Raw genomic sequence first — 12,409 nt, forward strand, 5'->3', positions numbered from 1 at the left:
CCTGACCAGCCGACGAATACAAATCTATCGCGCTTGAGCCAGTCGTCGAGAACGTCAAACCATCCTCTTTGACTCGGTGCGCGTCCTACTGCAATTGTCATTTAAAATCCTCTGGGTTTACTAAAAATTGCAACGCTTTTTGAGGAATTAACTTTTTGTTGACTAGGAGATGGTTTAGATCCAACTCCGCAGGCAAGAAAATCGTTGTAGTAACTAACGCCTTTCTCACTAGAATGCCATGCCAGTGTTGCTGCGAAAAGCAGCAACTTGACAGCACGGCTGATTAATGTTTCTTAATCGATCGCAGTGACCGCACCTCAATCCCAATCCACAAAAGCGGATTGAGTGTTTAGTGTTAGATTATAGTCTAATCAAATATGAGAATTTTTACAATTTGACACAAGTTTTCGCAGTTCTCTCAGATTGTTCGCAGTTGAACCAGGCAACTTACTGTGTGAATAATAAGAGTGGAAAACCGCCTTCAGTAGTTTAACTGAGCAGGGTAGTGACATGACGGCATCAACAACCACCAATTCCGGCGATTCGGAAGCTAAAGCAAATAAAAATAGTACCTCCAGCTGCTTGAATCAAAAAGTTTTAGGATCGCGACGATTCAGCAATTACTGGTGGGCTACAGTCGTTTCCATCGGTGGGATAGGCTTTTTCTTGGCTGGACTTTCTAGTTACTTGCAAATTAATTTAATTCCTTTTGCCGAGCCGACCCAGCTCGTTTTCGTTCCCCAAGGGATAGCGATTGGATTTTATGGAGTAGCAGGTCTGCTGCTAGCGCTGTATCTGTGGGGCATGATTTTGCTGGACGTAGGCGGCGGCTACAATGAGTTTGACAAGGAGAAGGGCGAATTTCGCATTTTTCGGTGGGGATTTCCCGGGAAAAACCGCCGCATTGAAATTAAAGCCCCCATACAAGACATTCAAGCTGTGCGTTTAGAGATTAAAGAAGGCTTGAATCCCCGTCGAGAACTTTATCTACGAGTCAAAGGAAGACGAAATATTCCCTTGACGCGAGTAGGTCAACCCCTATCTATTACAAAGCTAGAGAACGATGGGGCAGAATTGGCTCGATTTTTAGCTGTGCCGCTAGAAGGACTGTAATTTCATCAAGTAATTTAATTAAAAATTCAGAATTTGCCTGGGGAAACCGGATGTACCCTGGTAAAGCGTTCGGAAGGACGATTTAGCCTTTTGAATTTTTTTACCTATAGCGATCGCAGAGGCAAATGCAGTTAAAAGTTCAGCAGTGGTTGGTTTTAGTTTTCATTATTGGTGGGTTATGTTTGGCAGGATGTACGCCTAACCAAGTGGCGAATTCTGCTTCCCCCGATAATACGGTAGCTGAAACCACACCTGTACCTGCAATTCAAACAAGTAGCGTTCAAATGAAGAATTTACCAACTCTAGAAGGAACGGCAACAGTTGTGATGACGGTAAAGGGGCAGCCAATTACTATCGAGGTAGATGGCAAGAATGCACCTCTTACTGCTGGCAATTTTGTCGATTTGGTACAACGGGGTGTCTATGATGGACTCGTATTCCATCGAGTGATCGGTCCCCAGAGCAGACCACCAGAACAACCTTTTGTGGTACAAGGAGGAGACCCGCAAAGCAAAAACCCCAATTTTTCACCTCAGCGTCTAGGAACTGGCGGTTTTATCGATCCAAATACAGGAACAGAACGTCAGATTCCTTTAGAAATTAAGCCCACAGGGGCAACAGATCCGCTCTACAGTCGGACGCTGAAAAGTGCGGGAGTTAGAAAACAACCAGTTTTACAGCATCTTAGAGGGGCTGTAGCTATGGCGCGATCGCAACAGCCAGATTCCGCCTCTTCTCAGTTCTATTTCGCCCTTGCCGATTTGAGTTTTCTCGATGGGGATTACGCCGTCTTTGGTAAAGTGACTAGCGGCATGGACGTAGTAGACAAAATTCAACAGGGCGATCGCATTGACTCTGCTAAAGTGACTGAAGGCAGTGACAAGCTGAAAAACGGTGGCAAATAATTAATCTCTGGGCACACGGCGTGTGCCCCTACTCTTAACTCTTACCCCAAAGTGTGGAAGTTGTTGTCACAGGTATTGGTCTCATTTCCAGCTTGGGAAAAAACTTAGAAACTAGCTGGGAAAACTTAATACTCGATCGCATCGGCATTAGCTTACAGCAGCCCTTCTCAGAACTAGCAGCTCGACCTTTAGCACTAATTGACGAGCAACCAACACATGCGATCGAGTTAACTCAATTAGCAGTAGCAGCTGCTCTAAAAGATTCAGGCTTAGAATCACCTTTACCAGACTGCGGGGTAGTCATCGGTTCTAGCCGCAGCCAACAAGCAGTTTGGGAAGAACTTCAAAAATCAGTTATCAGTTATCAATTATCAATTAATTCCGAATTCCGAATTCCGAATTCCGAATTCTTAGAAACTCTGCCAAATGCGATCGCCACAGTAGCAGCAAGGCAAATTGGGGCAACAGGTATAGTATCGTCCCCAATGGCAGCATGTGCGACGGGGATTTGGGCGATCGCTCAAGGGAGTTTATTAATCAAAACTGGGCAATGTCACCGGGCGATCGTTGGCGCAGTGGAAGCGCCGATTACCCCCTTAACTTTGGCTGGATTTGGGCAGATGGGCGCACTGGCGATCGCTGGCGCTTATCCATTCGATCGTCATAGAGAAGGATTCGTGTTGGGGGAAGGCGCATCTGTACTAGTACTGGAATCAGCACAAGCAGCCCAGCAGCGTTCGGCAAAAGTTTACGGTCGCGTTCTAGGTTTTGGCTTGACAAACGATGCTTTTCATGCAGCTCAGCCAGAGCCAACGGGGAAAAGCGCGATCGCGGCAATCAAACAATGTTTGGAGCGCGGCAATCTCACGCCGCAAGACATTGATTACATTCACGCACACGGTACGGCAACTCAGCTCAACGACAAGCGCGAAGCCCAAATAATTCAGTATTTATTTCCTCATGGAGTTCCTGTAAGTTCTACAAAAGGAGCCACGGGGCATACTTTGGGAGCTTCTGGAGCAATTGGTGCAGCATTCTGTCTGATGGCATTACATCATCAGATATTACCGCCATGTACGGGACTGCGATCGCCCCAATTCGATCTCGATCTAATCGTCACGTCGCGAAAAGCAGCACTCAGGCACGCACTCTGTTTGAGTTTTGGCTTTGGCGGACAGAATGCTGTTTTAGTCTTGGGCAAATAGGAACAAATAGGTTCGCCGCGAACGACATTTTTCTGTCACATTCATATATCACTCTAGAGATAAAAAACTATTACAGCCAAATTATGAAAGCAAAGATTGACGGTTGGATGAAAGGAGTAGGGAGTGCGATCGCCCTATTAGCCATCGCGAGTTGTTCTCTGACACAACAGCCTAACGCCTCTACGACTGCACAAACGACATCTCCCAATTTATCATCGAGCAATCTTAACGTATCTGACAGTGGGAATGTTGCTGTTGCTCAGGGCATTCAAAAAACAACTGTAGCAGAAGGCTTAGACCATCCGTGGAGCCTTGCATGGCTACCAGATGGAGCGATGTTAATCACCGAGCGATCGGGACAATTGCGAATTATGCGGAATGGGCAACTCGATCCAACACCGATTGCAGGAGTTCCCGAAGTCCTTACGGGCGGACAAGCTGGTTTGATGGAGATCTCAGTTCATCCGCGCTTTGCTGAAAATCGCTTAGTCTATCTAACATATTCCCACGGCACAGAGCAGGCAAACCGCGCCCGCCTCGCCCGCGCTACATTTGACGGGAAAAGCTTGAGCAATCTACAAGTTATTTTTGAGGTTTCCCCAACTAAGTCTGGTCTGCAACACTTCGGTTCGCGGATCGTCTGGCTGCCTGACAGTACTATGCTATTGGCGATCGGTGATGGTGGCAACCCACCGATTCAACTCAATGGCGAGTTAATCCGCCAACAGGCGCAAAACCGCCGCAGTCGTCTAGGTAAAATTGTGCGGCTCAACGATGACGGTTCGATCCCACAAGATAACCCCTTTGTGAATACTGATACTGAACCTGCGATCTGGAGCTACGGACATCGCAACATTCAAGGCTTGAGCTTCGATCCAGCGAATAACCGTGTATGGTCAACAGAACACGGTTCGCAGGGTGGTGATGAAGCCAATCTCGTGCAAGCAGGCGGAAATCATGGTTGGCCCATCGTCACGTATAGCCGCGAATATAGCGGAGAAGAAATTACTAAAGAGCGATCGCGCCCTAGGATGGTAGATCCCAAACTGGTATGGACACCGTCGATCGCACCTTCGGGTCTAGCATTCTACAGTGGGGGCAAATTCCCGCAATGGCAAGGCGATTTATTCGCGGGTGGACTCGTCTCTCAGGATGTGCGGCACATTGACTTAGATGCTCAGGGCAATGTAGTAAATCAACAGGCGATCGCGATCGGTCAGCGCGTGCGCGACGTGCGCCAAAGTCCCGATGGGCTGCTGTACGTCTTGACGGACGATAACAATGGGCAGTTGATTCGTCTCGAACCTACTGGAGGATAGGCAAGATAAAAATATAGCGTTTCCCATGTAGGTGTAATACATGCGTAGGGGCGCACAGTTTTGCGCCTCTACAGATCTATGTACCTCATTCAACTGAGAATAGCTATAGCAACCGAAACACAAAAATCAAAACTGTAGAATTATGAATTCAATCGATCTAGCATTTGCTCCAGCTCTAGAACAAGCACGGCTAATTCGACATAAGGAAGTTTCTCCACGGGAGTTAGTGCAGCTTTATTTAGAACGGATCGATCGATTCAATCCGCAGTTAGGTTGCTATTTTACGGTGATGGCAGAAATGGCGATCGTCCAGGCACAAACTCAGACAGAAATGCTAGCTGGCACTCAAGATCCGGCTGAGTTACCGTCTTTTTTTGGCGTACCGATCGCCATTAAAGATATGAATCCCGTAACTGATGTCCCTTGTAGTTATGGCAGTCCAGCACTGCGCGATCGCGTCGCGACTTACGATGATGCCGTAGTCGCGCGGATGAAACAAGCTGGATTTATTATCTTGGGTAAAACCGCCACTTCCGAATTGGGTTCTTTTCCCTATACAGAGCCGATGGGATTTCCTCCTGCCCGGAATCCTTGGAATCCAGAGTATACACCAGGGGGTTCTAGTGGGGGATCGGCGGCGGCTGTAGCCGCAGGATTGTGCGCGATCGCCCAAGGTTCTGATGCAGGTGGCTCGATTCGCGGTCCCGCCTTCTGTTGTGGTTTAGTAGGCATCAAACCATCACGGGGACGGGTATCCTATGCCCCATTGGGAGATCAATTAAGTGGTGTCGCCGCAAACGGTCCTATTGCCCGTACTGTCTCCGATGCTGCTGCCTTACTAGACGTGATGTCGGGATACGTGACGGGAGATCCGTATTGGTTGCCAGCACCAAATTCCTCATTCCTAGCTGCTACGATGCGATCGCCCGATCGCCTGCGAATCGCCTTTACCAACTCGCTACCCCAAATCGGGACGGCAGATCCAGTCTGTCAACAAGCAGTTTTGGGTACGGTGAGGTTATTGGAAGCAATGGGTCATCAAATAGAAGAAGGCTGTCCCGATTTCACGGGATTAATCGAGCCATTTACTGCTGTGTGGCAAGCAGGCGTAGCTTATGCTGGACTACCAAAAGAAATCTTGCAACCGATGAATCAGTGGTTGCTCGAACAATCGGGTTCTGCCGGAGATTATCTTCGTGCTGTCGCGCAGGTACAAGTCATTGCCAGACAGATTGTGGCATTTTTCGACTCAGTAGACGCGCTGATCTTACCTACATACATGCACCCAACAATTCGAGTCGGCGAGTGGGCAGCATTAAGTCCAGAAGAGACGCTACAAAAAATCATTAATTGGGTTGCTCCCTGTCCGCCTTTTAATGCTAGCGGACTACCCGCGATCGCTATTCCTACTGGTTTTGCACCTAACGGTTTACCCATCGGCATTCAAATTGTCGGTCGTCCTACAGCCGAAGCTACCATTATTGCGATCGCCGCTCAACTCGAAGTCAATAAATTCTGGAGTCAGCATCGACCAGCTATTGGTAATGAGTAAGTCAAAATTCAAAAGTCGTTGTAGGGGCGGGTTTAGCAACAAATTCACCGTCCCAGCGCCCCATCTGAGTTCAAAACCCGCCCGTACCGAAGTCGGGAGTCGGTGAAGAGGACTGAGGGAGCAAGATAAGTCGCAAGTCGCTATGCTCGCAGTCGCAACTCGCAATTCGCAATTCGCAATTCGGACATGCACCACTCACTACACCCCATACCCTTGCTTTACGCACCACTCAACTACCAACTACCAACTACCAACTACCAACTACCCATTACCCATTACCCATTACCCACAATGTAATATTTATAGTTCGATATGGGCATCTTATATTAGAGACGAATTAAAAGCATTTATGACTAGTAGTGAAGATACGCTGCGGGCTTTGCGTGCAGCCTTACTTGTTTCGCCCGATAATCTGCCACTCCGTCAACATTTGGCGGAGATTCTCATGGAATTAGGGCAATTTGAGGAGGCAGAACAAGAGTATCGTCTTGCTCTGTCATTGATGCCGGAAAACCATTTTCTCCGATTCAATTTGGCTTCTGCTTTTTATCACCAAGGCAAAAATTCACAAGCAATGGTGCTGGTCGAACAGTTGCTGAAAAGCGCTGAACCTCCAGCTATTGTGCATCTATTCTACGCTCGTTTGCTACTGCACGCTGGCGATGCTACCAATGCATCCGTGCATTTTCATACAGCTATTGCACTCGATCCAGAAATGAACGATCCTATCTTGGCGGATCGGCTTGGTAATACCGATGTAGCCACTGATAAAATTTCTGTTTCAGAGTACAAATCACCAAAATCTAAATCTTCAGAATACAAACTACCGGAGTATGAATTAGATGTTAGTACTGCGGTTGAAGCTCCCCTAGAGCAACCATCAATTACTTTTCAAGACGTTGGTGGTATGGATGCCATTAAGGAAGAAATTCGGCTGAAAATTGTTCATCCATTAGCACATCCAGAAATTTATCAAGCTTACGGTCAACGAATTGGGGGAGGAGTATTAATGTATGGTCCTCCTGGTTGCGGTAAAACTTATTTAGCCAGAGCTACAGCTGGAGAAATTAAAGCGAGATGTTTATCTATAGGCATCAATGATGTCTTGGATATGTGGCTGGGGAGTAGTGAAAAGAACTTACACGAATTGTTCGAGCAGGCACGACGATCTAAGCCTTGCGTGCTTTTTTTCGATGAAGTCGATGCTCTAGCAGCTAAACGCACTGATATGCGATATAGTAGCGGTCGCCAAATTGTCAATCAGTTTCTTGCCGAATTAGATGGTGTAGAAAGTCCTAATGATGGCATTCTGATTTTAGCTGCTACTAACGCTCCCTGGCATTTAGATTCAGCCTTTCGCAGACCAGGACGCTTCGATCGCATTATGTTTGTTCCACCACCCGATCGCCATGCAAGAACAAATATTTTGCGTATTCTCTGCCGTCATAAGCCAATTGAAGCTATTGACTACGATTATTTAAGTAAAAAAACTGTCAACTTTTCTGGAGCAGATTTAAAGGCAGTTGTAGATTTAGCTATAGACAGGAAGCTACAGCTAGCAATTAAGCAAGGTATACCTAAGCCTTTAACAACTAGAGATTTCCTAGCCGCAATTGAATTAATTCATCCTTCTGTTACAGAATGGTTTGCCACGGCTCGAAACTATGCTACTTATGCTAATGAAAATGGAATTTATGATGATATTTTAAACTATTTACAATAGACAAAAGATAAAAGCAAATTGTTTTGAATTTAACATTTTAAATATTAAATAAAGTACGGTTATATAAAATCCGTAGGGTGCGTTAATCAACGCACCCTACTAGAAAACGGCAACAATTTCTATGTTTGTAAATTTAGACAAAGCATTAATTCTAATCGAGCAATCGCGCTACAAGTTGGCAGTAACAGAAATTGAACGACAATTAGCCATCGATCCAAATAGCTCTTTTGCCCATGCTCTGTTAAGTATATGCTTAATAGAAATGCATCGAGATCGGGAGGCAACTCAAGCAGCAAAGCGAGCAGTATATTTAGCACCTGACTTATCTGATAGTCATTATAATTTAGCTAAGATTTTTCATATTCAAAAGCAACTCAATTCAGCTAAAAAAGCAGTTCAAGAAGCAATTTGTTTAGAATCAGAAATTGCTGATTATTTTGCCTTATTGTCAGTCATTCAATTAGCACAAGGCGATCGCGATCGCGCATTATCTAGTGCGGAGCAGGGGTTGAGCCTGGATGCCGAGCATGTGTTGTGTCTCAATCTTCGTGCTATGGCTTTACTACGCCTACGCCGCTATCAAGAAGCACAAACCACATTAGATGCAGCAATCTTTCAAGAACCCGAAAATACAGCCGCTTACGCGATTAAAGGTTGGTTATATTTATATTGTGGAAATAGAGATTTAGCTGAACAATGTTTTCGCGAATCGTTGCGGCTCGATCCCTTACAAGAACAAGCCCTCACGGGAATATTAGAAGCTTTGAAACTGAAATACTCGCTCTATAATTTTGTATTTAACTATAAGAGTTTTTTAAATCAAATTAATATTTACTTACGAATGCTATGTGTTAGTATTTTTTTGATTTTAAGTTTATTTAATTGGCTTTTCTTACTAGTACCATTTTCAATGTTACTGTTAGAAGCAACTCAAGCTTTGTTTAACCTACTCCTCAGATTTGATACTCAGTGGCGATCGCTCCACGTCCCCACGCATTAATTCCGCTGGCGCGTACGGTAGCATGAAAGAATCGGCAGCGCGATCGCATCGCGTTGATATCTGTTCCACATCGCGGGAGAATACCCATGCCACCGAGAATTACCGATCCAGTTGCATGGCAACAGGCAGAACTCTTAATGCAACCTGCGTTCATTCGCATCATCGACCACATTCGCAAGCACTTGGACGAATCAGCGTGGCAGGGGACTTACGAGAACGTATTAATCTGGTCTCCAGACACGACAGAAGAAATGAAAACTAGGGTAATCCTGCTATTGCAAGAGTTGGATGGTGCTTCTCCAGAACGCACGGCAGAAATAGAACAGGCGATCGCCAACCTTCCGACTCCCCAGCCAGGATATCAGTTATCTCTACAAAACCAAGACCAACAGTATAATTTCGATCTGTGGGAACTGTGCTATCAGGTTTGCTTTCAGCAATATAATACAGACTTGACATCCAGTAATGGTTCGGTAGAAATTGACACTAGCTTGATTGATGAAACTGGGGAAATTGACTGGCAGCGTTTAGATACTAAAGCAGGTGCAGCAGTCGAACAAGTCTTTAGTAGTTTACCGAAGATTTAGTGAGGAGTGAGGGGTGAGGAGCGAGTATTAAGTAGTGAGTAATGAGTAGTAAATTTTGACTTTTAACTTTTAACTTTTGACTTCCCCATTACCCATTACATAAAAATATGATGAGAGAAAAGTTACAGGCAGTTCAAGCGGCGGCGGGAGCGATTTTTGAGGAAATTGCCGGAAACAAGATTCCAGTGAGTTTTGGTAATGATGCAGCAGCCATGCAAGCGGTACGGGCAGGTGTAGCAATCTGCGATCGCTCCCACTGGGGTATCATTCGCGTTACCGATGACGATCGCATTCGCTTTTTACACAACCAAAGTACTAACGATTTTCAAATTCTTAAACCAGGAAAAGGCTGCGACACGGTTTTTGTCTCTTCCACTGCCCGCACGATCGACTTAGCAACAGCATACTTAACTGAAGACGCAGTACTGCTAATCGTTTCCCCTAACCGCCGTCAGTATTTAATAGATTGGCTCGATCGCTATATCTTTTTTGCCGATCGCGTCCAATTAGCAGATATAACTGGTGAAACTGCTATTTTTAGTCTCCTTGGCACTAAAAGCGATGAAGTTTTGGCAAAACTTGGCGTGAGTTCAATTATCGGTCAAGCATATGCCAACCATCAGCTCCTTCAACTCCAAGATGTAGAAATTCGGGTGGCAGTTGGGAGTGGATTAGCCACACCTGGATTTACCTTAATTGTGCCAGCAGACAAAGCGGCGATCGTTTGGAATCGCCTTGTAGAAACTGGTGCAGTCCCTCTAGGCGATCGCGTTTGGGAACAATTGCGGATCGAACAAGGTCGCCCCGTCCCCGATAAAGAACTGACTGAAGATTACAATCCCTTAGAAGCAGGCTTGTGGCAAACTATTTCTTTCAATAAAGGTTGCTATATCGGTCAAGAGACAATTGCGCGTCTGAATACTTACAAGGGAGTCAAGCAACACCTATGGGGAATTCGCCTCAGCGCTTCAGCCGCGCCAGGTAGTATTATTACTGTAGGTGAGGAGAAAGTAGGTATTCTCACCAGCTATACTGATACTGATAAGGGTAGCTTTGGACTGGGTTACATCCGCACCAAAGCTGGTGGTGTTGGTTTACAAGTTAAAGTCGGAGAAGTTACAGGTGAAGCGATCGATGTTCCTTTCTTAACCCGTAGTCCCGATTAATGTGCGACTCACACCATGTGCGATCGATCTATTGCCCCCTTAAAAAGAGGGTTGGGGAATCGAAAAACTGCGCTACCGATCCAAATATCCCGCTCTAACTCGTGCCACATTGACGCGGCGTGCTTCAACAGGGTAACCGTCTTATTGAGAATTATTTATTTATGCGTATTAACCTTTGTCGCATAATTAATAATTACATCTAGTGTTGAACTATCTTTGTCATAAATGCTATACCATCCCTGGTACTCGTGAGGAGGGTCGCCTATAAAGCTGTCTCCCACTTGCCAAATTGAACCATAAGGTTTCTTTGGTCTACCTTCTCCTGCCCAAGCCCAGAAATTTATTCCGTTAACAGGTGTTTTATCTTTAATCGAGCGATAAACTTTTTCAAATACCTCTTGATAATAAATATCCCTATATTTTGTAGTCGATGAAGGAGCAAAGCTTTCAGAATCTCTAGCAATCCCAAACTCTTCTAAAACCAATGGTTTATCGAGTTGCTTGGCTTTATTAATATGGACATTAAAATACTCTATCATTTTTTTTCTAGCAACATTATAAGTGCTGTCGGGCTTTGAAGGGTCATACCATCCCCAATTTTGTATCCAAATATGGATTGTGGCATAGTCTATATTTTTTCCATCATGATTTTTAATAAAATCATTTCCAGCGCTTTTAAAAGGAGTTTCACCCTCAGAGCCAGTAGTAACAAGGTGATTTTTATCTAGTACTTTAATATAACTAGCGGTCTCATCTATCCATTGGTTAAATGCTTCAATGCTATTAACTCCTCTAGGTTCATTCGCTAGCTCCCAAGCCATAATTGTAGGATCGTCTTTATATGCAGTATTACTATAGCTATTCACTTTATTAATAATAAATTTCAGGAACTGCCTAAATGATTCTGTAGCAGCTTTATTAGAGTAGAATTGGGCAGTATACTTTTGATAAGTGTCCCAGTTACCACTAGGTTGAGGAGGAGGATAGGGGATAGATTCTTTGGAATGCCACCTAACATACTGTGCCATTCCTCCAGACCAAGGCCAGAAATTGTTAAGGCATACAACTGCATACATGCCTCTTTTACCCATTTCATAAAGTAGGAAATCCAAGCCATCTAATACTTCTTCGTTATAGATTCCTGGAGCCTTTTGTAAAGCAGGTACTATGCGCCAAGGCTCTGTATCGGGACCTTCGCTAGCAGCCATAATTCTGAGATTTGTAATGCCCATAGATTTCAATTTATCCAACTCTCGGATTAATCTTTCTCTGTCACCACCAGCTCCTTTTGATGCAAGGTTTAACCCATACCAAAAATTAGTACCAACAAAATAATAGGGCTTACCATGCATTTCAAATCTTGTTCTGTTCACTTTCACGAAATTGTTTTCGCTCTTTTTTGCGGCAGAGCAACTAAAAGCAATTGCAAGAAATAAAAAAAGGAACTTGCCCATTTTTAGAACGGACAGGCACTTGAAACCTACAGAAGATAAAGTTTTTAGCTGGTTGGAATGAAAAAACATAGTACCCGAGCGATTCCCTGATTGATACCGTTTCTGTTATCCAATGGCGTTGCTGAAAGTATAATACTTTCTACCGATAAATACTTGGACTGAAACAAACGGCAACAATGTCAGATCTCCGCTGTTGAATTCAATACAGATTTATATCTATTACTTCCTTCTACCAAAAATTTACGCTGTAGGGTTTTCGGAGCTACTTTGCACTTAGCAACACCCAGAAATGTTGAATCCTGAGACAAATCTTCATATAATTTTTGATACTTCTCTGTGAAAAGAGAATCGGTCAACATTTCACGATCTTCTCCATCCAATGAAC

General features: G+C 44.6%; 11 protein-coding genes. 9 read left to right on the forward strand and 2 right to left on the reverse strand.

Annotation, left to right across the window (positions count from 1 at the left end; translation table 11 throughout):
* The first annotated feature begins 510 nt into the window (after window positions 1-510).
* The 9 genes from H6G17_RS30565 (at window position 511) to H6G17_RS30605 (ending at window position 10,570) form a co-directional block, all read left to right on the forward strand.
* Complete coding sequence (locus H6G17_RS30565; protein ID WP_192162269.1) at window positions 511-1,113, forward strand: photosystem I assembly protein Ycf4; 603 nt, start codon at window positions 511-513, stop codon at window positions 1,111-1,113.
* A gap of 125 nt (window positions 1,114-1,238) precedes the next feature.
* Entirely contained in the window at window positions 1,239-2,018 is a 780-nt protein-coding gene (locus tag H6G17_RS30570) for a peptidylprolyl isomerase (RefSeq protein ID WP_192162270.1), read from the forward strand.
* A 53-nt stretch (window positions 2,019-2,071) separates the two neighbouring features.
* Window positions 2,072-3,223 carry a beta-ketoacyl-ACP synthase gene (locus H6G17_RS30575; protein WP_192162271.1) on the forward strand — a complete coding sequence of 384 codons (1,152 nt, stop codon included), beginning with the start codon at window positions 2,072-2,074 and terminating at the stop codon, window positions 3,221-3,223.
* An 83-nt stretch (window positions 3,224-3,306) separates the two neighbouring features.
* The gene (locus H6G17_RS30580) at window positions 3,307-4,542 is read left to right on the forward strand and encodes a PQQ-dependent sugar dehydrogenase (RefSeq protein ID WP_192162272.1); all 1,236 of its coding nucleotides are present in this window, start codon (window positions 3,307-3,309) and stop codon (window positions 4,540-4,542) included.
* A 142-nt stretch (window positions 4,543-4,684) separates the two neighbouring features.
* Window positions 4,685-6,094 carry an amidase gene (locus tag H6G17_RS30585; protein WP_192162273.1) on the forward strand — a complete coding sequence of 470 codons (1,410 nt, stop codon included), beginning with the start codon at window positions 4,685-4,687 and terminating at the stop codon, window positions 6,092-6,094.
* Window positions 6,095-6,443: 349 nt separating this feature from the next.
* Window positions 6,444-7,817 carry an AAA family ATPase gene (locus H6G17_RS30590; protein ID WP_192162274.1) on the forward strand — a complete coding sequence of 458 codons (1,374 nt, stop codon included), beginning with the start codon at window positions 6,444-6,446 and terminating at the stop codon, window positions 7,815-7,817.
* Between the two features lie 121 nt (window positions 7,818-7,938).
* Entirely contained in the window at window positions 7,939-8,817 is an 879-nt protein-coding gene (locus H6G17_RS30595) for a tetratricopeptide repeat protein (protein ID WP_192162275.1), read from the forward strand.
* An 86-nt stretch (window positions 8,818-8,903) separates the two neighbouring features.
* The gene (locus tag H6G17_RS30600; protein WP_192162276.1) at window positions 8,904-9,404 is read left to right on the forward strand and encodes a hypothetical protein; all 501 of its coding nucleotides are present in this window, start codon (window positions 8,904-8,906) and stop codon (window positions 9,402-9,404) included.
* Between the two features lie 110 nt (window positions 9,405-9,514).
* Complete coding sequence (locus H6G17_RS30605) at window positions 9,515-10,570, forward strand: folate-binding protein YgfZ (RefSeq protein WP_192162278.1); 1,056 nt, start codon at window positions 9,515-9,517, stop codon at window positions 10,568-10,570.
* Between the two features lie 155 nt (window positions 10,571-10,725).
* Here H6G17_RS30605 and H6G17_RS30610 read toward each other — a convergent pair whose 3' ends face one another.
* Together H6G17_RS30610 and H6G17_RS33200 are read right to left on the reverse strand one after the other, a co-directional pair.
* Entirely contained in the window at window positions 10,726-12,093 is a 1,368-nt protein-coding gene (locus H6G17_RS30610) for a cellulase family glycosylhydrolase (RefSeq protein WP_206757190.1), read from the reverse strand.
* 110 nt (window positions 12,094-12,203) lie between these two features.
* Window positions 12,204-12,409 (reverse strand): hypothetical protein (locus tag H6G17_RS33200; protein ID WP_206757191.1); only part of this gene is annotated, 206 nt, incomplete at its 5' end.

The organism is Chroococcidiopsis sp. [FACHB-1243] (assembly GCF_014696895.1).
Lineage (GTDB): Bacteria > Cyanobacteriota > Cyanobacteriia > Cyanobacteriales > Chroococcidiopsidaceae > Chroococcidiopsis.

Excerpts from the sequence above, each read along its gene's own strand:
- H6G17_RS30565 (WP_192162269.1), top strand. The coding sequence starts at position 511 with ATGACGGCATCAACAACCACCAATTCCGGCGATTCGGAAGCTAAAGCA.
- H6G17_RS30570 (WP_192162270.1), top strand. The coding sequence starts at position 1,239 with ATGCAGTTAAAAGTTCAGCAGTGGTTGGTTTTAGTTTTCATTATTGGT.
- H6G17_RS30580 (WP_192162272.1), top strand. The coding sequence starts at position 3,307 with ATGAAAGCAAAGATTGACGGTTGGATGAAAGGAGTAGGGAGTGCGATC.
- H6G17_RS30585 (WP_192162273.1), top strand. The coding sequence starts at position 4,685 with ATGAATTCAATCGATCTAGCATTTGCTCCAGCTCTAGAACAAGCACGG.
- H6G17_RS30590 (WP_192162274.1), top strand. The coding sequence starts at position 6,444 with ATGACTAGTAGTGAAGATACGCTGCGGGCTTTGCGTGCAGCCTTACTT.
- H6G17_RS30595 (WP_192162275.1), top strand. The coding sequence starts at position 7,939 with ATGTTTGTAAATTTAGACAAAGCATTAATTCTAATCGAGCAATCGCGC.
- H6G17_RS30600 (WP_192162276.1), top strand. The coding sequence starts at position 8,904 with ATGCCACCGAGAATTACCGATCCAGTTGCATGGCAACAGGCAGAACTC.
- H6G17_RS30605 (WP_192162278.1), top strand. The coding sequence starts at position 9,515 with ATGAGAGAAAAGTTACAGGCAGTTCAAGCGGCGGCGGGAGCGATTTTT.
- H6G17_RS30610 (WP_206757190.1), bottom strand. The coding sequence starts at position 12,093 with ATGTTTTTTCATTCCAACCAGCTAAAAACTTTATCTTCTGTAGGTTTC.